This window comes from Haloplanus salinarum, from assembly GCF_009762275.1.
Taxonomy (GTDB): Archaea; Halobacteriota; Halobacteria; order Halobacteriales; family Haloferacaceae; genus Haloplanus; species Haloplanus salinarum.
The window spans coordinates 1-26,056 of the sequence record NZ_CP034344.1; the positions used below are offsets into that span (position 1 = coordinate 1).

Genomic DNA, 26,056 nt, shown 5'->3' on the forward strand with positions numbered 1-26,056 from the left:
TGACTGCTAACAATCGACCGGGTTCACACCCACCTCTCGGGCTGAAAGATACCTTCTCACTCGATCAGTTGCCGTTACACTCGACTGATCTGCTTACGCTTCTTGACCCGCGTGGGAGAATACTGTACGAGAGTCCGGCCATCGAACGGTTGTATGGCTATGAGCAAGACGAACTCGTCGGCGAGCAGGTTGCCGAGTACTTCCACCCAGAGGATCGAGAACGCGTCGTCGAAGCATTCGCCGCAATGGTCTCGGAAAAAGCTCACCACGTTGAGGCGGTCGAATACCGGCACCTACAGGCAGATGGGTCCTACAAATGGATCGAATCGGTTGGCTCGTCGAACCCCACGCCCGACGGCAACTACGTCATCAACTCTCGGGATATCTCCGAGCGCAAACAGCGTGAACGAGAGTTACAGCAGACCCGAGAGCAGGTCCAGTCCGAACGCGACGGCAAGGAAGCCATCCGCCAACTCCTTTTGCAGACACCGACCAACCGGGAGATCGCTGCGAGTGTCTGTCACCTGCTCGTCAACGACTACGGCTACGAGTCGGCCTGGGTCGTCCGGAAGCAAGGACCAGGAGGTGGCGACCAGCATCCGGTTGTGATCGCCGACCACGGATCGGACCGGGGCTTCCGGCACCCCGGTGAGGGGAGCGCCATCGACGCAGCGACACGACGCACACTCGCCACGGACGACCCCGTGACAGTCACGACAGACATGGACGGAGAGAACGACATCGTCGCCCAACTGGAGCGGTGTGGACTGTTCTCGGTGCGGTCGGTGCCGTTGGTCCACGAAGGACTGTCCTACGGCGCGCTCACGGTCGTCCGGACGGATACCGGCAGCGACGTGGCAGGACAGTTGGTCGACGAAGTGGCGGCCGCCCTCGCGTTCAAACAGCAGGTCCACCGCCAGCAGGAAGCGCTGGCCGGTGAGACAGTAACGGAACTCTCGCTCCGGTACACGGGCGACCACGTCCTGACAGCCCTGTCGAGGGCACTGGCTGTCGAGGATGGCGACGAGGAAGACGACGAGTTCCCGGAGCTGGTCGTTGAGGAACTGCACGCCGAGGGTGGCCCCGGTTCGACATACCTCGTCAAGACGGCTGATGTGGACGCCGAGACAGTTCGGGCGACTGCAGCGGAGCTCCCGTCGGTCACAGCGGCGACCGTCGTCACCGAAACGGAGACGACTGCGATCGTGTCGATTCGTGCCGAGACAGGGTCGATCAGGGGAGTTCTGGGCGGGTACGGCGAGATACTGCGCTCGATTACCGTCTGTGACGGCCGTCTGAATCTGACCGTGGAGTTCCCGCGCCGGACTGATCTCAGTGCCATCGTCGACGCCGTACAGGACCACTGGCCCGAGGTGACCATGTACGCCTGTACCGAGCGCCCCGTCGACGACGACCACCCGAGCGCGTTCAGCGGGCTAACGAAGAAACAGGAAAACGCACTCCGGGCGGCCTCGCTGTCGGGCTTTTTCGAGCGCCCACAGCAGGCCAGTGCCGAGGACGTGGCCGAGACGCTGGACTCCTCGGCCTCGACGTTCCTCCATCACCTGCGCAACGCCGAACGGACCGTCTTCGAGGACGCCTTTTCACACGACCTGAGACTCGACTGAGTCGACCCCGTGCGGTTGTGTTCACGTACTGGTTACCTCGTTGTCACTGTTGCGTATATATGCAAGCCATCTTTACACCGATATGCTGCGTAGTTGCCAGCAACGTGTCTTTGGTACCGTGTCTCTATGGGAGTCGTTCTGTGGTCACGAGCCTGGAGTGTCCTGACGGCCGACGGCAGCACCCATGGACGAGCGGTCGAGCGCGCCCGAGACGGACTGCGAGGCGGCCCCAGTTCGGGCGGTGGTCGGTGTGACTCGCACGGCCGGCAGACTGCTGGCGGTGTATCTCGTCGGCCTAGTCGGCCTGGCGATGCTGGTGACCGGCACTGGTGTCGTCGGCGTCGCATCGGCGGCGGGCAACACGGCTCCGGACTGTAGCACGGTGAGCTACAACGACGGTGACAGTGACGGGAAACTCGACGTCGACACCATCGACCGGCTCCAGTGTATCGAGAACGAGGGGGTGGGCAAAGAATACGAGCTCACGGACAATATCGACGCCAGCGGGACGAGTAACTGGAACGGCGGCGATGGGTTCGCCCCTATCGGCGACTCCGGAACGAAGTTCACGGGGACTTTCGACGGGAACGGACACACCATCACGGGCCTGTACGTCGACCGGTCAGGTAGTGACGATGTCGGCTTGTTCGGATATGCCGGGTCGGGGACAACCGTGGAGAACGTCGGTCTCGAGTCGGTCGATGTCACGGGAGCCAATTCAGTCGGTGCGCTTGTCGGAACGACGGAGGGAACGGTTCGAGAGTCACACGCGACCGGGCCAGTTAGCGGCGACGAGAACGTCGGCGGCCTGGTCGGTGAGAATCTTGATGGGAGGGTAACCCGCTCATACGCGACGGGAAATGTGATCGGCACAGGCAGAGCGGGCGGGCTGGTCGGGTGGACGCGAAACGGGGGTACAGTGGCAGAGTCGTACGCGACGGGGACAGTCGACGGTAACGTTGCCGGTTCTCTCGTCGGTGAAACTAACTTCCAGGTCAGCGTGCGAGACTCCTACGCTACGGGCTCGACGTCCGGCAACACCTACGAAGGCGGGCTGGCCGGATATAGCTACGAAACCGATTGGAGCGACTCCTACTGGGACAAGGGAACCACAAACCAAGGGAGTGCGTTTGGGTACAGTGGTAGTAATACTAGGACCAATCTGCAAGGATTTGGGTCGACCGGCGACAGCTCGCCCGCTCCGGAGATGCAGGGGTCCAGCGCCTCATCGAACATGGGTGGGTTCGACTTCACGAACACCTGGGAGACAGTCGAGAGCGGCGACGCCGATACCACCGGGGACGGCTACCCGATTTTGCAGTCAGTCGACCGCCAGGCCCAACTGGACGCCCAGAACGTCAACGCCTACGCCGGCGGTGACGGAAGCGATGGCGACCCGTACGAGATAGCGAACTGGCACCACCTCGACAACGTCCGCCAGAACCTCGGCGGGGACTTTGTCCTGACGGCGGACCTCAATTCGGGTACCGCGGGCTACAGTTCCGTGGCCAGTTCGTCGGCCAACAGCAACAACGGCTTCGAACCCATCGGTGACTCCAGTACGGGGTTCACAGGCACTTTCGACGGTGACGGCTACGAGGTGTCCGGACTCACAATCGACCGAGCCTCGACAAGTCAGGTAGGCGTGTTCGGCTACATCGGGAGCAGCGGCCTCGTCAGGGGCGTGATATTCACCAGCGTCACCATCACCGGGAGCGATCAGACGGGTGGAATCGTCGGCCGGAACGCTGGTGGAGACATCGTCGAGACGCGGGTGACTGGTTCGGTCAGTGGCGACAGATACACTGGCGGCGTCGTCGGCCTCTCCAGCGGCGTCGTCAGACGAACTGGGTCGACGGCGAATGTCTCCGGCTCAGGGAATCAGGCAGGTGGACTCGTCGGCGAAAACCGAAACTTGATCGAGCAGTCCTACGCGAAGGGTAGTGTCAGTGGTTCGTTCGATGTCGGTGGCCTCGTCGGGAAGAACGACAACGGCGCCAACGTGAAGAACTCGTTCGCGACCGGTAGCGTCTCGGGAACCTCCACACTCGGTGGACTCGTCGGGAACAACGCCGGCTCAGTATCCAACTCCTACTGGGACGCAGACGTGAACGGAAACGGGCAAGACAGTGACAGCACAGGGTCCTTCGACGCCACCAGCCTCATTACTACCCAGATGCAGCGGTTCGCCCCACAAGTCAATATGGGCAATCTCGACTTCGACTCGGTCTGGGTCGTCACCACCGACTACCCGCGACTCGCTTGGGAAGGAGCGACGGCGCTCACCGTCGACAGCGTCGAGGCTACCAGCCCGACCGTCGCCGAGGATGGGTCGGGTACGATCACTGTGACTGCCAAGGAGAGCGGAACTGACGCCGGCGAGGGTGTCACCATCGAAATCGTCGACGACGACGGCCTGGACGGCTTCGCCACGAGTGACACGAGGGTCACCGACACCGACGGGGAGGCGACATTCACCTTCGACGAACCCGACGACGGCACCTACACCCCCGAGTTCGCGTGGGCCGATGATACGACCGTCTCGGCGGAGCCGACCGTCACCGTCCAGAACGCGCCCGAAGTCACCGCTATCGACCGGTCGAGTGGCGAATCGAACCCCACCAACGCCGACAGCGTCGAGTTCGTCGTGCGCTTCTCCGAGGGCGTCAGCGGCGTCGACACGGGCGATTTCACCGCGACGGGGGTCAGCGGTGACGCGAGCGGAGATGTGTCGCAGGTCACCAGTGTGGCTGTGAACGCGGTCACGGTCACGGTCGGTTCGATTTCGGGCGACGGTGACATCCGGCTCGATCTGGACGACGACGACGGCATCACCAACGGCAACGGCGTGCCGCTGGGCGGTGACGGCACCAGCGGGACTGCCGACGGCAGTTACGCCAGCGGCGAGACGTTCACCGTCGACAACACCGACCCCGGATTCAGTGCTGGCACCAGCAACAGCGTGTCGGTCGACGAGGAAAGCACAGCGAGCGATTTCCTCGACGTGGATGCCGGTGACGACGGTCCACCGGGCACGGAAGTCTCGGCGTACACGCTGTCCAGTGCTGCCAGCAGTGATGCCAGTGTTTTCAGCATCGACAGCAGCACTGGGAAGCTATCCCTCGATAGCGCACTGGACCACGAGAGTCCCGCAGACGACGACGGCAACAACGACTACGAACTCACCGTCACCGCGACCGACGACGTTGGCAACACGAACACCCAGACCGTTACTGTCGGCGTGACCGACGTGGACGAGCCACCGACCGCACCCGACGACAGTTCACAGAGCACCGACGAGGACACCACCGTCTCGGTCGCCGACGGCGACAGCGCCGACCTGCTGGTGCTGGCGAGCGACCCCGACGCCGGCGACACGCTGTCGCTCGACACCGTCGACGGAAGCAGTTTCAGCGACGGAAATCCCGTCACGCTCGACTCCGGTGCGACCGTCACGGTCGAGAGCGACGGAGGTTGGACCTACGACCCGAACGGCCAGTACGAGTCACTCGCAAGCGGCGATTCCACGACGGATACGTTCACCTACACGGTCGCGGACAGCGACGACGACACCGCGCAGGGAACGGTCACTGTCAGCATCACTGGCGTCAACGACGACCCCACGGACATCAGCCTGACCAGCACTAGCGTCGACCAGTCCGATGGCACCGACGCGGTAGTCGGGAGTCTCTCGGCCACGGACGTCGACGACAGCAGCCACACGTTCTCGCTGGTCGGCGGGACCGGGGACGCCGACAACGACGAGTTCAACATTGGCGGCGGCGACCTGCGCGCGGACGACGCCGGGTCGCTCACCGAGGGTGACTACGACGTTCGCCTCGAAGCCGACGACGGCAGCGGGGGAACATACCAGAAAGCAGTCACCGTCAGCGTCACCGACGGCATCGCACCGACCATCGCGTCGAGCACGCCGGCTGACGACGCAACTGGCGTCAGCGAGGGCGACGACATCACGATCACGTTCAGTGAGGACATCGCCTTCGGGTCTGGGAGTGTCACACTCCGAGAGGACGACGGCGGCTTCGGTGACCGGGAGGCCTTCGACGTGAGCAGCGACACTGGCAGCGGTGACGGAACGGTCTCGATTTCCGGACGCACGCTGACGATCACTCCCACGAGCAACTTCGCGTCAGACACGGAATACGCCGTCCGGATTGATGCAGGTGCACTCACTGACACCGCCTCGTCTCCGAACGACTTCGGCGGCATCAGCGACGACACCACCCTGAGCTTCACGACTACTGACTCGACACCGCCGACCGCAAGCGCTGGGCCGGACACGACCATCGACGAAGGACAGTCAGTGAGTTTCGATGGGACTGGCTCGATGGACAACGTCGGCATCGTCAGCTACGACTGGGACTTTGACGACGACGGGACGACCGCGACCGGGCAGACGACGAGTCACACCTTCGACAGCCCAGGTACCTACACCGTCGAGCTGACCGTCACAGACGCCGCAGGCAATACCGACACGGACACTGTCGAAGTCACCGTTGAATCGGCTAGCAGCGATGGTGGCAGTAGTAGTGGGAGTAGCGGCTCCACCGACACTGGCGGCGATCAGTCTACTGCCGACGATTCCAGCATTGGGACCGAGACCGTCGTCAGCGGCACCCAGTCTAGCGACGCTAGCGTCTCGTTCACCGTTAATGCTTCCGACGATGACGGCCCAATCACGCTCGACCTCAGCGAGACCGACGCCGACGGGACCGATGGCGAGGACGAGAGTGGCGGGAACGACGACAGCGAAGGCGAGGGTGAGAATACAGTCTCCGTCGACAGTCTGTCGATCACCCCGACAGAGAGCGGATCCCGCGAGTTCGATATCTCGGTGCGCGAGTGGGACGCCGACATCGATACCAGCGAGCGCGCGACAGAGTCCGACGACACTGGGACGGACACAACAGACGTGTCCGATCCGCAGGGAGCAACCGACGGCGACCGCGCCCACACGGATCCACGGACATTTTTGATCGAGACCGGCTTGTCCCCGCTGGGCTACGTCGAAGTGACCCACACCAACCCCGACTCGGACATCGACAGCGTCACGTTCCGCTTCCGAATCCGGAAAGATGCCCTGAACGAGAGCGATGTCGACCCGAGTGGTGTGGCGCTCTATCGCAACGGAACAGACGGGTGGACGCGCCTCCCGACCGACGAAGTCGGTGAGAACTCCACCCACTATGTCTTCGAGGGGACATCGCCCGGGCTGTCGCTGTTCACAATCGCCTCGGCGCAGCCAGCGTTCGAGGTCATGCGTGCCAGCAGCCGGTCGGAGACGCTCACCGCCTCCGAGGCAGTCACTGTCAACGCGACCGTCCGCAACCTCGGCGGTGCGGCTGGGACTTACACGGCCGAGTTACGAGCTAACGGGACAGTCGTCGCCACTAGCGATGTCGACCTCGCTTCGAATTCATCGCGGACTGTATCGCTCTCGTTCACGCCATCGGACCCCGGCGAGTACACGCTGACGGTCGGCACTGTGTCTGCCGGGGCCGTCTCGGTCCAGTCGGACGAGACGCCGGCTGAGTCGACATCAGCAGACCAGACGCTAACCGAGCCAACACCAGCAGAGCAGGAGACCACACAACAGGCCACCGTCGCCACAGACAACTCAAGCCAGACAGCAAGTGCCAACGGAACAAGGGAGACGACGACCGACGCGAGTGGCCCTGGATTCGGCGTTCTTGTGCTGATCGGTGCGTTCCTGATCGTGATCGTCTTCTTCCGGCGGCGGTCGTAACTTGAGTCCATGATAAGACCTGCTGTCGAACCAGGGCTTCTGGCGACCCGCCAACGAGGGTGGTATCGACGTGGCGACACGGCGGACGCTCCTGCGACGGTCACGGCAGACACAGACGGGGAGGCCGACATCGTCACCAATCTGGCGCGGTGTGGACTGTCTTCGGTCTAGTCAGTGTCGCTTAACCACGAGAGGCGATCGGGGAGGATAACAGTCCACCTCTGGTCTGTATCACCACAAACTGAGTCTTGAGTGTGGTGAATCTAGTATCTCGTAGTGCCACCAACTCGTGACTCTCGACGCGCTGTCTATCGACGAGTTGCACAGCGTCCCCATATCGACTGGCCAGCGTACGATTCGACACCGCTGTACGATCGAACGTCGCTCGCTGGACTGGAATCCGATATCCGGACAGTGTCGGAGATGTGGTTCGACCACGAGAGCCACGACTCGGTCGAGGAGTTCGTCTGTGCACTCCCCTTAGCCTACTTCCGGTTCAGTGCCCACGACTGGTATGAGGGGTCGACACGCTACCAGATGGCCACCCTCTTTCGGGTGTTCGTCCTGCAAGAATGCCACGGGTGGGAGCACGAAACCGCACTCGTTGGCTACCTCAGGAACCGCACTGAACTCCGCGATAAACTGGGGTTCGAGACGATCCCGTACCAATCGACACTGTGGCGAAGCTGGCACGAGCGGTTCACCCCTGACTTCCGAGAGACTGTCGAGACAGCGGCTCGAACGATTCTCATCAAAGCACAGAATGCAGGTGTGGCGGTTCCGCGTGAGCCGGCACGAAAGCTCCGATACCACGGGAACGAGTCTGGTGAGTCAGACCCGAATGATCAAACTACGTTGGAGCAGGCAGAGAAGATCACCGGACACGTCAGCCGCATCGTGTTCCCGGCGTTTTCGCTGGAACGTGGCGAGGGCTGTGAGATACACGAGAACGCCTACTGGGACTTACAAACGTATCTCGGACTTCGCGAGCGGCTGGCTGCGAACGAAGGGGCTCGCAGTTTTGTCTACGAATCGACTCGGGATCGGACACCGCTGGGCCACGCCCATCGCGAGCACATCCGCGACCTCTCGGTTGACCAAGTGCGAGAGATGTACCGGCAGGCCATCACTCGGCTCCTGAACGAAGTTGCGGAGACAGAGCAGTTCTTTCGAGCGGGGATCGTCGCGATCGACATCACCGAGGACGACCCCTTTACCGGTGACCGCACGGGTCACGAGGACGAAATCATCGGAACGAAAGAGAACACCGACGAGTACGCCTACCAGTGGGCCACCGTCCAGTTAGTCGGGAACGCCATTCCGGTTGTACTGGACGCACGGCCAGTTCGAAAGGGGGAGTCACGCTTGGAAATCGTCAAGGACCTCTTGGATTCTGCTGAAGAGATGGTACACGTTGATAACGTGCTGATGGATCGGGAGTTCGACAGTCAGCACGTCCTGGAGATGCTCAGCCAGCGTGGCCTGTCGTATGTCGTTCCCAAGCGGATGCAGACCAGCGAGAAGGCTCAGGCGAAGCGGCTGCTTCAGCGCGACCAAGACCGATACGAGACCGGCCGAAAGCTCCACCTCGGGAAGAACGAATGGCACGAGACCACGCTGATCTACCGCCGGAAAGAAGACTCCGAGTACGACGACCATCGGCAGTACTCGGTGTTTATGACGAATTGCGGGAGCGGGCATCTCACGGAGTACGGTTACCGGTGGGAAATCGAGAGCGGATACAAGTCGATCAAACGCTTCATGGCTGCTACCACGTCGAAGAATTTCGGGCTTCGATTCTTCTACTTCGCGTTCTCGTGTCTGCTGTACTCGATCTGGCGAGCCGTCGATTTGCTGGTGCAGGTCCAGTTGACTGGTGAGTACGAGCACTCGCCGATGGTGACGGCAGATAACACACTGACGCTGCTGAAGAAGGAAACTGGAATCGGGTAGTGAGGTGCTCTATTCGGGTCAGCGTGCCGTCTGAGTGGCTACGCTACTGGAGGTCTCGAAAATTTGCCCATATAGTTGGAAGTATGACAAGACTAGCCGCTTGGGGAGCTATCTGGGGCAGGTTCTGCTGACCGAATCGGTCAAATTCACGCATCACAGCCCCTCTAAAACCGCTATAGTCTCAACTTCCCCCGGCTCAGTTTTGATATAGCGATATATAATTTATAAATCCGGTTTCTTGTCTATTAACACTACTACCGCCAGAATTCGGAACTTTAGGCAAATAAGCGTCTGGACGTGATTACACGAATAATCACGACCAGTTTGAAGTACCCCGACGCCGTCGGTGAAGCACGAATGCTGCAACCCCCTCACAACGGCGCTTCCCCCGGGTAGAGCCGACAAGACCGGGCTCCGAGTTTGCTCTGACTCTCCTCAGCCGGGGTCGAGGCGATGGCGAAGAAACGCACTCGATATAGAACTAATGACCTCAACCTATATTAAGACAAAGCGCGAACGGTGTTGTATGTCCGAAGACGAACCGAACTCCGAGGGCCTAATGGAACGCCAAACCACGGGCGAAGACCGCGTGAGGATGACCGCCCGGCAGCTTTCGGAGCCTCAGACGGCCAACTGGATCGCCTCGGAAGCGGGCTGGTCACACGAGCCGACCAAACGCGTCCTCGATCGGCTCGTCGACGATGGCATCCTCCACCGTGACGAAAGCGGTACTCACACCACGTATTACCCAGATTATCGCCGCCAAGCGATGCAGGAGGCGATGCGGCTTCGAGACAGCGGGCACACTGTCGAGGAGCTTACGGACCGTCTCGCCGATATGAAGACGCAGATTCGCGACTGGGAGGGCGAATTCGGCGTCGAGTCACCGAATCAGCTTCGCGGAACGCTCGCTGACGAGTCCCTTGACGGTGACGAGGAAGACCGTCGCCGTGAGATTGCCCGCGAGTGGGAGCACCTTCAGCGTCGTATCCAGATCGTTGGCTTTGCCATCCGCGAATGGGACTTCCTCGCTCCGACGACAGAGTCTGCCGAGGCCAGCAGCTAACGGATGTCGGTCCCGCATCCAGGTGGTGACCCGAACGCGAACCTCTACGCCCAATTGAAGCGGGACGTCCTCGACCGTGTCCCCCAGATCACGGCCGTCGAGTACGTTCCTGACGATATCGAGGCCAAGCAGCTGCGGGCGGTTTTTGATCCAGCCCGCCTTAATCCCCCAACGGGCCCTGATTCGCCGGAACTGACCGTCAAGTGGTATCGACAGGACCCTCACGACTGGTTCCGTATCAACTACACCGATCCGAACACGGGCTTTCACGCCGGCTGGCACCAGGACGAGGACCCTCCCGATCTCGGACGGGCGCATTTCCAGTACTCTGCCGCCAATACGGAGGACCGCTGGGGGATCACATTTGAATACGAGACTCCTTCCCTGATCCTCTGGGAAATCGTCGAAACGCTCTTCGAGGACGTCCGTCCGACTTACCAGTACGCGAACGAGGAACGATGACACCTCGAGAACGCACTAATCAGTCACTCGCGAGTTCCTTCGAGCGCTACCTCCAGGACAAGGGGAAAGGCCGCGGCGGCGACGGTGGGAACTATCGACGTAACGCTGCACGCGAGCTTGAACGGTTCGCCGAGTGGGCCGCCGGCGACCGCGGCGCCGACGACTGGACCGGGATCGTCTCCGACGACGTCGACCGCAAACCGACCTTCGACGATCTCGACGAACGCGTGTTCCGGGAGTACGCCCGACATCTCGGTGGAGATCGGGGACTCAAGCAGAACACGGTACAAACCTATTACCGCTATATCTCTGCCTGGTGTGGGTGGTGTGTCAACGAAGGGTATCTCGAGGCGCATTACGCGCAGCGGGCGAGTGCGATGGCGCCGTTACCGGAGGACGACGGCCGCAAGCCCGGCGACCAGCAGGCCTGGACGTCTGAACAGCGCCACGCTCTCACCCGCCACGTCGACGAACGGGCCCGCGACGCTGTCGAGGCGTACACGACACTCCCAGAGGATACTGACCCCCTCGACAAGCAGCGAGCGCGCTACGTAGCGCTGAAGGCGACTCGTGACCGGGCTCTGGTGTTCGTCCTCGCGTACACCGCTGTCCGCGTTGGCGAACTCCTCCGAGATCCAAACGACCCGCGCCGGCGCGGCGTCCGCTGGGAGGATCTCTCCCTCGACGACGGGAGTATGGACGTCTACCGGAAGAAACAGCAGTGGGACGCCGCGAGTCTCCCCGATCCAGTGATTTCTCCGCTGCGAAGCTATCGCCAGCTGATGGACCCGCCGACGGAGCAGTGGCCGGTGTTTCCGACGTTCGACCAACGGACGCTCGCAGAGCTCGTCCAGGATGACCTCGCCGATCGAGGGGAACGCCCAGAAGCAATCACTGAACGCCGTGCGGAGTACGCTCGCGACCTGCTGCTGGCGCTCGATGAGGACATTCGGCCTCCATCGATCACGACGGACGGCGCACGGTCGATTCTCCAACGGCTCTCAGAGGCTGCAGAGATCGACATCGACCATCCGAAACACGACTATCTCGCGCCCCACGGTGGTCGACGTGGAATGGGCGAGGTGCTAGTCCGCGCGTTCGGGTACACTGTTGCGGCTCGCTATCTCGATAACTCGGAGGAGATGGTTCGTGAACGGTATTCGCATATTGAAGCCGGTGAATTGGGTGATGTCGCAACTGAAGCACTCGAACAGATCGATTGACGCAAGCGTTTATACGGGAGGAGAACCTAGATTAGGTTAACCAATGAGCCTTGACCAAGCGGTTGACGAAGCGCTCGCGACGTACAATATGTCGCGCAGCGAAGAGGCCGAGGAAACGGGCCGAACAGTCGCCACGCTTCAAGACTAGTAGAACCGCTTAGTTGAGGTCTCGGATTTTTTCGGCGAATTCTGCTTTCGAGAGGCCAGACGTCTCTTTTAGCTCCGGATAGCCGGCACGTTCGACAGCCTCCTCAACAAACGTTACCCAGAGATCTTCGTGCTTCTCCGCGTAGGCGATTTTCGCCTCACTTGGGTACATATCCAACTCGTATTCAGTCAGATCGATCTCGACTGCGTGTTTTCGCTCAAGCGTCCGCGCACCGAAGCTATACAGGTGCTTGAAGAGGACGTTCTTCCGTCGAACGGTCAACAGTCGCTTCGATTCGTTGATGTACTCGTTCACCCACTCTCGCCAGTCGTAGGATTCTGGATCGGTCTCTACAGAGGTTTCCGGCATAGCGAAATCCGGATTCAGTCGCCGGAGGTAGAACTGAATCAGCGCAACAGCGGTTCGATGGTTGGCATTTGGAAGCGCGTGCTTGAGGATCAGGTTCGAGGCGAGTCGGCCCGCTACGTCTGTTGCTGATCCTTCCCACGACGTCCGGTCGAGAACGTCCGGCAGTGCATCGACGTCGATATTCTTGTACGCCTCAACGGGAGTTCCCTCTTCTTCTTCGTTCTGAGCGATAAGTGCGCGGTAAATCTCGAGAAGACGAACGATGATGGTACTGTTGTCGGCACTCATCTCTGAGAGCGACTCGTTCAGGTTAAAATCAATCTCTTGAACAGGCCCACCGCCGACGCGGGATGTGTAGATGACGTAGAACGGTTCGTCGATATCGTATTTCTGGACCTTCACAGCGACGTCGTCGCCGTAGTCGACGATCTTCGAGACGATTTTGGCAGGAGCTGGATGGACGAAGTCAAGGGAGAACTGCTTGTCGCCGGGGTGGTGGTAGTAGACGTGGCCCATCTGCGTGCGTATTACTACTCATCTGTGCTTCTTAATCAAGTTCACGAGCGAGATTCTCTTCGAAAAGTCGGTGGACTGCTTTTTTATACTGCTAAGCATGCCGAATACCTATTTCTCCAGTTATGGCCGTCCGTGGTCTGAATTCAGGTGTCTCATTCGTGCGTCTCTCGACGTTGTTCATGTTCATCGTGAGTCAGTTCTCCGCGGGCGTAGGCGAGAAGGGGCTCCTCGACGACGGAAACGGCGAGGTTGTAGAGCTCGAGTAAGCGAGCTGATTCTCATTCTTAACCAACAGATGCCCAACTTTCTCAGTGGATGTTGGTTAAGACTTTTTCTACTAGGTCAACAAGTGATTTGGTTATAATTTATCGGATAAATTTGCACCACTTGGCAGCCAGAAAGCATTTATTCCTCATCCAGCTACCGTGCCAATATGTACCGGGACTCAGCCGGTGCATACCCATACCCGCATGTATGATTACGAGGTCAGTCACCATCGAGGACATCGATGACCTGTACCTGATGTGGAACGACCACATCAACGCCTCCGCCCTCTATCGCCGCGCCCTCCGCGAGGAAATGGAAGTCCGCGGTGTTGACCCCGATGAGCTCCGCGACCTCCTCGAACGGGCCCGCGAGCAGGGCTACACCCTCGAAGAGATCGCAGAGGACACCAACCGATTCGACGACCTCCAGTCGCTCGTCGAAGAGCAGCAGAACCAGCCAACGGCTGGAGACGCCACCGATGATTGACCCGCTATGTCACAGGACCAGACTCCCTCCGACCCTGAGCGTAGCACTGACACCGAGTCACCGCTGACTGGGAAAATCCCTCGGCAGGCAGCGCTCACCATCGTCCTCCTGAGCCTGTTTGCCGTTCAACCGGTTGCAGCCCAGAGTAACGCGGTCTGTAGCGCAGACAACCTCCCGAGTATGATTGAGGGGTTCTTCCAGCTGACCACCGCGCTGGGGATCGTCGGCCTCGCAATCGTTTGGCAGGCTGACTCCCTTATCGAGATGTTCACCCTCAATCCCGAGCAGAAGAAGGGGCTCAAGCGCCACAAGCGTTCGGCGATGAAGTCCGCGGTCGTCCTCGTCGTCCTCGGCCCGCTCTACACCGTCGCCGGGTCAATGATGGGCCTCCCGCTGGCGCAGTGCGTCGACCTCGTCCCCTGGTAAGCACTCCACAGCACCGTTGCGAGCCCTATGAACCACCGAGAGCTCTCCGTGCTCATGGCCGGCTTGCTCGCGACGAGCCTAGTCACGGGTATCGTCGCCGCTGACCCGCCACGACCAGGTACGGAGGGGAATGGGCTCACGGAAAACGAGTCGGCAACGCTGTGGTCACGTGATGCGGACAACTACATCAGCCAAGAAGAGTACCGCCAGCGCTACGGCGAGAACCGCTCCGCCGTCCATCAGGTCGCCAACGGGACGGACGTTACGTTCAAACGACCGCCGGCGACTGCGGCGACGTGGACGCGGAACGACTTTGAGGACCTCGACGCCGGCGGCCCAGATACGTCCGTGCATCCGCCGCACGCGGACCTTGAGGACGGCGTCTTCATCGAAGATGCTCACGCAACGATCTTCGCGGTCCAGCCCTCCACTCGTGGACACCTCGAGTCCGGTGAAACCCCACTCTATATCGCACCGAATGGGACGATGCGCGGGTTCGTTGATTACCGCGTTCGCGTCCCCAACGGGAGTTCCTCCGGCAACACAACTATCTCATGGTCGCTCACGGAGCACGAGATCGAAGAAGTCCGGTTGAAGAAGGACGGCGAGACCATCGCCGAGCGTGACGGAGCCCATACGCCTGTCCTCGACTACCAGATCGAGGACGACTGGAGTGCGAATCTCACGCTGGAAGCGGAGATTAGCGTCCGGCTGAAGAAAACCGTCAGGACCGACCTGGGTGACCGGACGGACGTCGACGTCACCTATCGGACGGAATCACACAACGTCTCCGATTCGATCGCCGTCGAGATCTACGACCTCTCGGCGTACCCCTACTACGCCGAGTATCCGAACGGCGAAGCCGGCGTGGCCATCTTCCAGTCGCGGCCGTGGCAGGGGTACACGCTCACGGAGGACGGTGAGGCACGGGTCCGTGGCATCTGGCGGTTCTACACCGCTCGGAACACCAACTGGGACACGCTCGTCCGGTCGAATCGCACGGATAGCGCCACCGTCGAGTCGGACGCGATTCCGGTGTACGTCCACGCCTATCCCTCGCGGATCGGGCCGCGTGCCGAGCCGGTTCGAGACGGGCCGGAACTCATCGAGACCTGGGGGACTGACCGCCCGTCTCCGGTCGGCACCATCGGTGAGAACATCAATATCGACATCGTCAACCAATCGTACACGACGACGTACGGCGTCGCCGTTCGAGCTGAGAACGTCGATCGAGAGGCGCTCCATGTTGCGGGAATCGTCCGGGGCGTGAATGCGTCAATCGTCGAGTCGGATGCCGGCTCCGAGCGACAACTCCACCGCAGCAATCTTACTGTTAAGGTTATCCAGCAGAATCAGTCGCAAGCGACGCTCAGGGTCGAACTGCGGGACAATCAAACTGGTGCGCCGATTGCGCTTGACGATAGCCGTCAGTATCCAATCGGCGGCACCACCCGGAACGGGTACATCACGGTCGCAGATCAGCGCGTCGAGACCAACGCCTCGGGGGTGGCGATCGTGACCATCGACGAACCGGGCATCTACACGGCTCGGTACCACTCTGGCTCGTGGCTCGGTCACGACCCGGCGTACGTGAGTGATACCGCGACGGCCCGCTGGCACCCTCTAGGAACGATCGACGGCTGGTTTGCGCTGGTGTTCGAGGTCGGCTGGCAGCTCCTGCCGTTCTTCGTGATGTTCTACGCTGGCAAGCGCCTCCTGCGGATGCTCGGTCCAGCAGACATCTTCCAACGCAATTCATGACACGAGATACCCCACCCATCAGTAGGCGAACCGCCCTCCGAACAGTCGCCGGCGCCGCACTCACAACCCTTGCTGGGTGTATGAATACAAATGAGAGCTCCGGAACACCCAGTAATGGGTCTCCATCTCAAAATGACCAAGGTCCACTTCAGCGCGTTGCTGTTGATGGGACAACGGTCGTGGTGGAACTCTCGGAAGACACCGATGTCAGCCAAGTCAATCTCATCCAGCCGAATGGAGAATTGTTCGGTCAACGTGACGTAGCGACAGGAGCACAGCAGGTTTCGTTTGAGATTGGAACGTCATACGCTCCAGGCGAGTATCGCGTTCTCGCACTAGAGGGCGAAGAAACTGTGCAAGAGTCCGCTCTGTCCGTTCAGCCGAATCTTAGCATCGTGGAGATGGGGATCGGGAAGAATCAGCCTGAAAAGATGTGGAATAGCTCGAGTGATAAAATCTCAAAAGAGGCCTTCGTATCTGTTGAAAACCAAGGGAATGGCCCGGATGCGATCACGCAGCTCCTCTTTATTGGAGATGTTCCATATCCCTCGGATGAGGAAGGGACGAACTATGATGAAAACGATGATGTCAGTGGCATATACGATCCAGAAGAAGATACAGAGGTTGACGAGGTAGTCATAGAACCGGGAGAGCAGCTCACACTGTACAGTTACCGTTCACCGTTTGCGTTCGTTCGAGGTGAGGGGACTTCGTGTGAGAGCGAAGAACAAACCGGGAGCTTCGAAGTCATTATAGAAACACGAGTGGGGACAAACCGAGTTTCCAATACTTACAGTATCCACTACTCCGCGTCAGAGGAATTCGATAATTGCGAGATTACGATTAGTGAGGACTAACTATGGTGGACCTGATTGATGTCGTCCTAGAGGGGTTCAAAGACGTCGTCGATTGGGTGATCTCCCTCTTCATGGAGGGATTGAACACTGGTTATGAAACCCTCACTGAGGAGATGTTCGGGACTCCAACGCCCGAAACCGACGGTGCATTTGTCTTTGGTGCGCCAACAAACGGACCCTGGCCTGCAATTCGGGATGCGTTGGTCGGAGGTGAGATTATGCTCATCTCATTACTCCTTCTGGTGATGTGTATTCAAGGGCGACACACAGTTCGGATATTCAATATCGGAAGTGTATACGAAGCGAGACGGACAAAGAAGACTGCGTGGGTTGGCGCGTTTCTTATCATCAGCTGGTACTGGGTCAGTGTTCTTGGTCTCTACATCGTCGACGGGTTCACCATCGCATTGATGCCGAGTCTCGAAACCCTGGGTGATGCGATGCTGAATTTTCTCAAAGAATCTCTGACCAATCCCGGGCTTGCATTCGTGTTCGCAATTGTTGGTGGCCTCTCGATGTGGGCACTTGAGGCCCTCTACTATATTCGAGAGGTATTGCTTTACGTGTATGTCTACGGGATGCCGATAGCGTTTGCTCTCGCCTATGGTAATGTCCCAGTCCTTTCGGACATCGCGATGGGATTCTCCAAGCGGTTTGTTCCTTTGGCGGTTCTACCCCTCCCAGCAGCAGTCGTGTTCAAAGGATACGATTTGCTGTATTCGGAAGGGGCCCTCACGCCAAATAGTGCGTTTCTGAAGTACCTGGTTGCCGCGTCACTGCCGCTTATCGCGCTCTATATCACTTGGAAGACGTTCAAATACGCAACCCCGCTGACGGCGAAAGTTATCGGCGGCGCCACCAAGGGCGCAGCCCTCATCGGCGGCGTAGCTGCCGGTGCGTATGTTGGGGGTGCCGGCGTCGCGACAACCGCTGCTCGGTGGGGGCCGAAAGCCGCAGCCGGCCATGCCGTTGCACAGAAAGCTGCGGCCCAAGGCGGTCATGGTGAGGGTGGAGATAGTACGCCCTCATACCGACGGACCGAGAACGACCCTGGTGGTACTACGTCGGATACAGCGGGTGAGGAACGCGGAATGGACTTTGATAGAGGTATCCACTAACAATGTCGATAGATCAAGACGCAGCCGCACGGCGCATCATGGACCAGTTCGGCGAGGAGAGTCGCATCCCCTACCTCAACATTGAGGAGGGTGACGTCGGCGTCCTGATCGCCTTTCCGATCGTCGGCCTATTCATCGCCGGCCTCACGGGGATCGAATCGCTCGCACTTCCGTTCGTCGCCGGCGGCTTCGGCTTTGGCGTTGCCATCGTCTACGTCTCTCCCGATCACCTGAACGCGTGGACGTGGACCAAGGACGTCTATCGGTACGTCAAACGGCCGCAGATTACCTTCAGTGCTCCCGAAGACGCTGATGGGAGTACCAACGAGACAGAGCGGAATGAGGGCGGTCTGGCGAACTACACGCCCTTCAAGCCGGACGAACGTACGCAGGACCTCACGAACATCGAGCGAGCGTGGCCGGGCGCAAGAGCCATTCAGCGGGCCGACGGGACGATGGAGGCGTTCATCGAGATCGACCCGGACAACATGGACTTCGCGATGTCCGACGACTGGGCACAGCTCCAAGACGCCGGCGAGGACTTCGCCAACAAAGAGCTGGATTCGAAGCTCAAACTCCACGCCACAACCCGTTCCTTCCCGGTCGAGCAGATCACCGAGACCATCGAAGATCGGCTCACGGACGAAGACGTCACGGAGAACCCGATTTTCCGGGAACTCCTCGAAGAGTACCGGGAGACACGGCCGAAGGAGATGCGTGACCGGGGTATTCAGCAGGTCCGGTACTACATCGGCGTTGAAGTCAGCCCGATAGAGGTCTACGACCGCTTCCGCGACGAGGGCACCCCCGCCGAGAAGCTGACCCAGTTCCCGGTCATCGGGTTCCTGTTCAATCCGTTCGTCACCCGCCGCGAGGACCTCACCGACGTCGAGCGCCGTGCCCAGATGTTCGAGAAGCTCGACAGTCGCGTCAACGACGTTCGTTCCGAATTCATCCAGCAAGCCTCGGGGTGGTCCGCACGTCGACTCAGCACGGTCGAGCTGTTCGTCCTGAATATGGACTTCTGGAACGGCCGCGAACACGACTACGACGAGGCGGAGCGTGTCGTTCGCGACCAATCGATCATCGGCCACTCGCGCCGGGAGGACCCACACGATGCGTAACGTGCTCCTCCAGACAAGTGGTGGCGCGCTTGGCTCCGTCGCCGGGTGGCTCCAGAATCTGACGCCAGCAGAGAGTGCAGTACTTGCCCTTGTAGTGGGTCTCGGCCTTGGCGCCGGCAGTAAGTACCTCTGGGACCGCTTCACTGCGGATGATGAACCAGACGTGGACTTCACCGATGTCCTCGACGAGGAGACACTCGAAGAAGGCGAGGCCGAACGCAAGCTCCTCGACGACATCTCCGAGTCACACAAGACCGTCACCGCGCCCGGAGCTGTCGAGTGGGAAACGCGAGCTGCACGGGTCGGCGAACAGTGGACGACGACGCTGTACATCGCTAACTATGCCGACTATCCCAACGACGGGTATCTGAGTGACCTCTTCGAGATTACCGATGTCCAGTTCGATCTGACGGCCCACATCACGCCGAAAAATCAGGAGCGGGCCCGGAACGAACTGCAGGACATCGCTGACGACCTCCAGGTCGATGCTGACCTCGAACAGAGTATCCGGAGTGCCTACCTGCAGGAACGCGCCAACGAGGCCGCAGCGACGTACAAGGCCGTCGAGAACGGCGCGAACGTGTTCGAGCAAGGGATGTTCATCACCGTCCGGGCCGACGAGAAAGACGAACTCAGAGATGCCGTCCAGACGGTCAAGAGTGCCCTCCGCGACGATCCGGCGAACCTCACGCCGAAGACCGCAATTTGTCGGCAGGATCTCGCTCTCCAGTCCGCCGCGCCCATCGGCGACAACGAGTTCGGGCGGACGTCGATTGCGCTCGGCGGCGCCGTCGGCGCGCTGCTGTCCTCGCCGCACAACGCGACGATCCTCGAGGAGGGTGGCGTCGAGTTCGGGATTCACAAAGACAACCAGAGCCCGGTCGTCATCGACTCGTTCGCGCGGGACAACGGGTACGCGATGTTCACCGTCGGCGACACCGGCTCCGGGAAGTCGTTCAGTTCGAAACAGAACTTCATCCGGTCGATCGAGCAGAGCAAGGACCGTATCGGCATCATCCTCGAGCCGTTGAACAACTGGGCGGGGGTCGCCGAAGCGCTCGATGCCAAACGCATCACGGTCGGCGGGACGCTCGGCCTGAACCCCTTGGAGATTCGGGAGACGCCCGAGCACGTCCAGCGGGCGATGGGCGAGGACGCGAGCCCGTTCAACGAGAAGCTCGACGACGCGATGAGCTTCCTCACGAACTTCTTCGCGCTGCGGGGCATCTCGCTGGGTGACCGCCGGACGACGCTGGAACTCGGACTCAAGCGAGCGTACAAGCGCAACGGCATCACTGACGACATCTCGACGCACGACAACCCGAGCCCGACGATTCAGGATATGATGGACGTCTTCGAGGAGATGGTCAACGACCCCGAGGAGTTCGTCGTCCGGTCCGACGAGGAGGCGGGGAAGATCAAGGAAGACGCGACGTGGCTCCTCGACCAGCTCCGCCCCTTCGAGGACGACGGTCGGCACGGTAACCTGGGTCAAGAATCGGACTTCGACATCCGCGACGAGAAGGTTATCTACCTCGATCTCGCCCAGCAGGAGGGTAGCGTCGACAGCAGCACGGCGCTGACGATGCAGCTGCTGATCTCGCTGGTGTACGAGCGGGCGAAAGTCTCGGAGAAGGAAGTCGTGTTCTACATCGACGAGGCACGCTACATTATGCAGGACGCCGCGAGTCTGGCGTTCCTCGAGACAGTATTCCGCCATCACCGGCACCACGACCTCTCAATCCGGCTGGTCACCCAGACGGTCGACGAGTTCTTCGAGCACGCCGAATCCGAGGCCATCCTGGACCAGTGTGCGGTCAAGCAGTTCCATCGGCTGGACGGAATGGACAAGGAGTGGGCTGACGAATTCGGGCTGAACTACGCGCAGATGCGGTTCGTTCAGGACGCTGTCCCCGGCAACGAGGACGCCGGCTTCTCCGAAGCACTGGTTGGCGTCGACGGCGAGTGGCGTGGGATCCAGGTCAAAGCGATGCCCAAGGAGAAGCAGGTCATCGACTTCGAGCCAACCGAGCAACGGCGAGCCTCACTCCCCGGGACTGGTGAGAACGCCGTGGACGCGGACGTGCAGGCGTTCCAAGACGAGATTGAACGCCGAGAGACTGACAACGGACAACTCCAATCTGAGCGGACGCCAACAGAGACTGATGGTGGCGCAGCGGGAGGTGACGACGATGCGTGAGTACCTCCGCGTGACGCCTACCTCCGAACGCCTCAATCCGGAGCGGCTGCCGCAGGCACTGGAGAGTCTCCACAAACTGACCTTAACGAACTCGACAGGGCTAGCTGACAAACTCAATCCGCTACACAGCAAAACACCGCTACGATTCGAATTCCTCGCGCTCAGCGAGGGTGCAGACGACCCCGTCGAATTCTACTACGGTGCTGACGACCATCTGGATACGCTTGAGAAACGTCTCCGGTCGATCTATCCCGAGACGTTCGACATCGAGCGTACCAAAGTCGACGTCGCATCCCGACTCGTGCAGCCTGTGGAATTCGACCGAGAGACATTCGTCGATCACTATGAGTCGGGCGATCTCACGTACGAGTTCGGTCCTGACGAGCAATACGAACGTGGGACTGACGAAGACAGTCAAGCGAGGCAAGCAGACGCCCAATCAGTCGCGGAAGGAGGGACGGTCGGCGACCTGTCTGCCGACCACATCATCGAGATCGGAGACACCGCCCTCGAACTCGCCCCACCAGATGCGATTCCCGAGGATGAGCCACTCACGACGCTTGCCAAACCAACGGTGACAACAGAGGGGACGATACTCGCCCGGCCAGCGACCAAGACCGTCTCCCCACTCGGCGTGCGGTGGCAGGGGTCGGCCACTCGGAAACAGGACTGGATGACCTCACTCTCGCCATTCACTGCCGACGACGAAGCAGAACTCCCAGCCGTCGATCAGCCAGGTGGTGCGCTCGCGTCGCTTGTCGACCACCTGATGGAGGCGACAGCACCAGTAGCGTTCCAGGCCGTCTTCCAGCGACGCGAGAGCTGGCAGTCCGATGCCGACCTTCGCAAGGAGGACGTCATCGACGGCCGAGACACACTCGCTCAGGAGATTATTGGCTCCCTTTTCGAACTCGACGATCAGTCGGAGAGCCGGGACAGAAACCAGCTGAGCGACGCCGTTGCAAAACGTGTCGCGGCAATCGAGGCGAAAAATCCGAAGCGGTCGTTCACCGCGAACATCCGAGCGATCGGGATTCCGTCCGGGGACGACGGTCGCGATGATCTCGATGATCGGATGCAATCACTTGTCCCGGTATTCGACCCGCTTGACGGACCGTACTACGAGGTTGCGGCCGAACGGGTACGCGACAGCGGCTTCCGGGCAGCCACGAAAGAACGGAACGCACGAGCGGCGCTGCAGCGGCTCTTGGATCGTGAGATCACGACCGGCCGTGGGACGACCCGACCCGAGTTCGTCCTGAGTGGCCGAGAACTCGCGAATTTCGTACTCGTGCCCTCCTCGGAACAGCTGACTGTCGAGGGGGCACGTGGGACGCGTGCGGAACAGCAGAGTCGGAATCCATTGCCACGCCCCCACCAGGACCTCATGAGTGAATTCCGCGACGGGATGGCAATCGGGTATGCCCTCGACGACACCGGCGAGGCCGAAGACGAGCCGACACACATTCCACCCGGACTGCTGCCCACTCATTACGGCCGGTTCGGAACAACCGGCTCTGGGAAGTCGAAAGCCCTCATCAACGATATGCTGTCGCTGTACGCCAACACCGAGGGGCCGACGATCCTCATCATCCCGAAGAACGACGACATGGCCCAGAATTATATGCGGGCTCACGCGCGTCGGTTCGGAATGACCGACCTCCAAGAGAACGTCGTCCACTTCCCGATCCCGGACGTCCTCCCCGGGTTCTCGTTTTTCGATCTCGAACCGTCGATGGAGAGCGGACGGCGCCGCGAAGACGCCGTCCAACGGAAGGCCGACCACTACGAAGAGATTTTGAAGCTCGTGATGGGAACCGACCGCTACGAGCGGGCGACTGTGGCCCCAACTCTCATCAAGACACTCATCAAGACACTGTTCGACGAGGAATACGGGCGTGAGAACGGGCTCTACCGAGCGTCGACGGACTACTTCGCCCACCGACAGCTCGAACACGTCGTCGACCAGCTCTGGGAGGCCGGGCCACCGAACGAGAACATCGGCGACGCCCCACGGTCGAGCGACGAGGAAGTCACCCGGACGATTCGACGGCAGCTCCAGTTAGATTCGAACACCTTCGCGAACGTGATGGGCGGTGTCGGAAACCGTCTCGCCTACATCTCACAGGATACGCACCTGCGGCAGATCTTCAATAATACCGAGAACCAGTTCGACTTTCGGGATGTCCTCGACGAGGATACGGTCATCCTCTTCGACCTCGGCGACCTCCGCGACGACGCCGCCCGGATCATGACCGGTGTGATCCTGACCAATCTCGATGCAGCTCTCAAGGACCGCAAACAGGCCCTCCCCCAGCACTCGGACGACTACGTCGTGAACTTGCTCGTCGACGAGGCAGCATCGGTCGTGGTCTCCGACATCATGAATGATCTCCTCGAGAAAGGCCGGGGATTCCGGCTCTCTGTTGGTCTGTCGATGCAGTTCCCCGAACAGATGGAGGCTGAAGGTGGGCGGAAGATCTACCTGAATGCTCTGAACAACATCGGCAGTTCACTCATCGGGAAAATCAACGTCGACCGGGAACTGGCGCGAGCGATGGCCCACGAAGAGATGGACCCCGCGGATTTCGCCAATCGGATTCGTTCGTTGCCACGAGGGGAGTGGATCGCCAGCCTGCCAAGCCCGACGTTCGGTGAAACGGGGCCGTATCCGTTCAGTCTCGAACCACTCCCGATTCCACCGGGCCACCCCGAGAGCGAATCCCCGCTCACAGAGCGTGAAGAGGAGCAGTTCACTGAGACACTCTCCTCGATGCACGAGGACATCAATGACGAACACGGTGTGCCGGCTGAGCCAGACACTTCAACAACGAGCACACCTGCCGACGGACACGAGGTGCTCGATATCGCGAGCGACGACCTGGACGTCGCGATTGCGAACGTGGTTCGGAGTCTGCAGCTTCGAGAGGGCTGCCGTGAGGAAAACGGCTGGGTGGCCGTCGAAGCAGTTGACGACGAACTCAGACGACTCTTCGACGACGTCGACGCCGAGCCGCCATCGTATGATGCCCTCGCGGACATCCGAGAACGATCACGATACCTCGATACGACCGTCGATATCGACGCCGACGAGCTCCGCATCCGGCTCACTGACGCCGGAGAAGAGGTCGCGACACCCGATACTGGTGGCGTGCAGGCCGCTGGTGGGAGTGCCCACGACGCAGCACTCCTTCAGATCGAAGAAGAGCTCACCGCACTCGGTTTCACCGTCTCGATCCTCGCACAGGATGGCAGCGAGAAACCTGACGCGAGGGCGAGCCACCCCGACGTTTCCGACCGATTCGCCATCGAAGTCGAAACGACGACACCCGAGAATCCCGCGAAAGTGCTCACGAATCTCCGGAAGGCCCAAGCAGCAGGTGATATCCCGCTGTTTGTCGTTCGACCAGGAAACGACGAAACTGAGTGGGCCGAGCGTGTTGACGGCATTCTCACACCTCCCGTCCGTACCCTCCAGAATGGTGAGACACGGTTCTACACGACTGACTCGAATCTCACGTTCAGCGGTGGAGCGACCGAAGAAGGTGGAGTGACGGCCGTGCGACCGGCGACCGACGACGAGAACGGGACCCAGAACATCTGGCAGCGTGATGGCGACGAGATCGTCCTTCGTGATGCCAGCGGGACGGAACATATCCGCCTCGAGTCGCTGGAAAAACTCTCGAAAGATCGTGTTCCGGCCATCTACAGCTACGACCACGCTGCCGACGAGTACGTCGTTTATGAGCACGGTGAACAACACATCTACGAGACGAAATCGGCGTTCGAGGACGACTGGATTCGGATCAAAAAGCCGTTCGTTCCGGAAGACGAGTTCTCCACCCCAGAGTACAGCTGCGACAGCTACGTAATCGTGATTCTTGCCGATGAGAAGTCATCAGTCGTCTACACGGACGGGACAACGAAACCTCTCACAACCCTATTTGATCACTCAACCGCCCACAATGAATCAGAGGGGGACTCCAAAAACGACGACGAAAATAGTGACCGGGCGGAGACTGACTATCGGGCCGAATCTGCTCCGGGAGAGGATATGCCGGGGGAAGATTCCTCAGAGCAAATCTCCCAAACTAACGGGAGTGAACTCGATCACGACGCGGACGATTTCGAGTCATTCGTTGACGTGTACGTTACCGAAGAAGAGGAGGCGGAACTCCCGAAGGATGATCTCTATAATGCGTATCGGATATGGGCAATCAGACACGACAAAGAAGTTCAATCGAAAGCGTGGTTCTCCCGTTCTCTCGGGGAGTTCGTAACGCATGATACGAGTCGGATTCGTCAAAACGAAACCCGCGTGAACTGCTATACAGGTATTTCGCTCACGGCAGCAGGGCAACAATTGATTGAATGAAGAGAAATCTATGAGGTACTTGAATTCGAGACGGGTTATCAAAAAACCGCCCGAAGGCGTTGCCGGTCAGGGGAAACGACCAGTAACAGCACGAGAGGGTAAGAATCAAGAGTTAATACTCGGTTATGGACCGAGAAAACCGCAAGACGGAACCGCCGGTCAGGGCATCTGGGAGGGGCAACAGTATCTAACATCAAGTGAACATACGAAATCGCAGGACGGCGCTGCTGGTCAGGGGAAATTAAGAAAGGGTACTCCCGCCCGTATCAGCGGTCAGGGGAAAAACCACCAGACGGCGAAGCTGGTCAGG

Annotated in this window: 15 protein-coding genes; 14 read left to right on the plus strand and 1 reads right to left on the minus strand. The window is 60.1% G+C overall.

Features of this window, described 5'->3' with window-relative positions:
- Positions 1–245: 245 nt before the first annotated feature.
- From EI982_RS00005 to EI982_RS00030, 6 genes are all read left to right on the plus strand, one after another.
- A complete protein-coding gene (locus tag EI982_RS00005) occupies positions 246–1,628 on the plus strand; it encodes a bacterio-opsin activator domain-containing protein (protein ID WP_233255201.1) in 1,383 nt (460 codons plus the stop codon).
- 184 nt (positions 1,629–1,812) lie between these two features.
- Positions 1,813–7,395 carry a PKD domain-containing protein gene (locus tag EI982_RS00010; RefSeq protein WP_157687599.1) on the plus strand — a complete coding sequence of 1,861 codons (5,583 nt, stop codon included), beginning with the start codon at positions 1,813–1,815 and terminating at the stop codon, positions 7,393–7,395.
- A 276-nt stretch (positions 7,396–7,671) separates the two neighbouring features.
- Positions 7,672–9,348, plus strand: coding sequence for a transposase (locus tag EI982_RS00015; RefSeq protein WP_157687600.1), 1,677 nt, complete (start codon positions 7,672–7,674; stop codon positions 9,346–9,348).
- 484 nt (positions 9,349–9,832) lie between these two features.
- Positions 9,833–10,414, plus strand: coding sequence for a DUF7342 family protein (locus EI982_RS00020; RefSeq protein WP_058984797.1), 582 nt, complete (start codon positions 9,833–9,835; stop codon positions 10,412–10,414).
- A 3-nt stretch (positions 10,415–10,417) separates the two neighbouring features.
- Positions 10,418–10,876 (plus strand): hypothetical protein, encoded by a 459-nt coding sequence (locus tag EI982_RS00025; protein ID WP_157687601.1) that lies wholly within the window; start codon positions 10,418–10,420, stop codon positions 10,874–10,876.
- Positions 10,873–12,099, plus strand: a complete 1,227-nt coding sequence (locus EI982_RS00030; RefSeq protein WP_089769900.1) for a site-specific integrase — start codon at positions 10,873–10,875, stop codon at positions 12,097–12,099. The genes EI982_RS00025 and EI982_RS00030 overlap by 4 nt, the downstream gene beginning before the upstream one ends.
- Before the next feature lie 157 nt (positions 12,100–12,256).
- Here EI982_RS00030 and EI982_RS00035 read toward each other — a convergent pair whose 3' ends face one another.
- A complete protein-coding gene (locus tag EI982_RS00035) occupies positions 12,257–13,132 on the minus strand; it encodes a DUF8172 family protein (RefSeq protein ID WP_079235334.1) in 876 nt (291 codons plus the stop codon).
- 474 nt (positions 13,133–13,606) lie between these two features.
- On the opposite strand from EI982_RS00035, the gene EI982_RS00040 reads away from it, so the two are divergent.
- From EI982_RS00040 to EI982_RS00075, 8 genes are read left to right on the plus strand one after another with little or no spacing between them, the layout of a single operon-like run.
- Positions 13,607–13,885, plus strand: a complete 279-nt coding sequence (locus EI982_RS00040; RefSeq protein WP_008364407.1) for a hypothetical protein — start codon at positions 13,607–13,609, stop codon at positions 13,883–13,885.
- 6 nt (positions 13,886–13,891) lie between these two features.
- The gene (locus EI982_RS00045) at positions 13,892–14,311 is read left to right on the plus strand and encodes a DUF7985 family protein (RefSeq protein WP_074878673.1); all 420 of its coding nucleotides are present in this window, start codon (positions 13,892–13,894) and stop codon (positions 14,309–14,311) included.
- Positions 14,312–14,338: 27 nt separating this feature from the next.
- Positions 14,339–16,072, plus strand: coding sequence for a DUF8186 domain-containing protein (locus EI982_RS00050; RefSeq protein WP_172863989.1), 1,734 nt, complete (start codon positions 14,339–14,341; stop codon positions 16,070–16,072).
- Positions 16,069–16,929, plus strand: a complete 861-nt coding sequence (locus EI982_RS00055) for a hypothetical protein (RefSeq protein ID WP_172863988.1) — start codon at positions 16,069–16,071, stop codon at positions 16,927–16,929. Before EI982_RS00050 ends, EI982_RS00055 begins: the two co-directional genes overlap by 4 nt.
- A 2-nt stretch (positions 16,930–16,931) precedes the next feature.
- Positions 16,932–18,047 (plus strand): TrbL/VirB6 family protein, encoded by a 1,116-nt coding sequence (locus EI982_RS00060; protein WP_074878667.1) that lies wholly within the window; start codon positions 16,932–16,934, stop codon positions 18,045–18,047.
- Between the two features lie 2 nt (positions 18,048–18,049).
- Positions 18,050–19,171 (plus strand): TraC-like domain-containing protein, encoded by a 1,122-nt coding sequence (locus EI982_RS00065; protein ID WP_157687602.1) that lies wholly within the window; start codon positions 18,050–18,052, stop codon positions 19,169–19,171.
- Positions 19,164–21,371: a VirB4 family type IV secretion system protein gene (locus EI982_RS00070; RefSeq protein WP_157687603.1), complete on the plus strand. Its 2,208-nt coding sequence runs from the start codon at positions 19,164–19,166 to the stop codon at positions 21,369–21,371. The genes EI982_RS00065 and EI982_RS00070 overlap by 8 nt, the downstream gene beginning before the upstream one ends.
- Complete coding sequence (locus tag EI982_RS00075) at positions 21,364–25,746, plus strand: ATP-binding protein (protein WP_157687604.1); 4,383 nt, start codon at positions 21,364–21,366, stop codon at positions 25,744–25,746. Before EI982_RS00070 ends, EI982_RS00075 begins: the two co-directional genes overlap by 8 nt.
- Positions 25,747–26,056 lie beyond the last annotated feature (310 nt).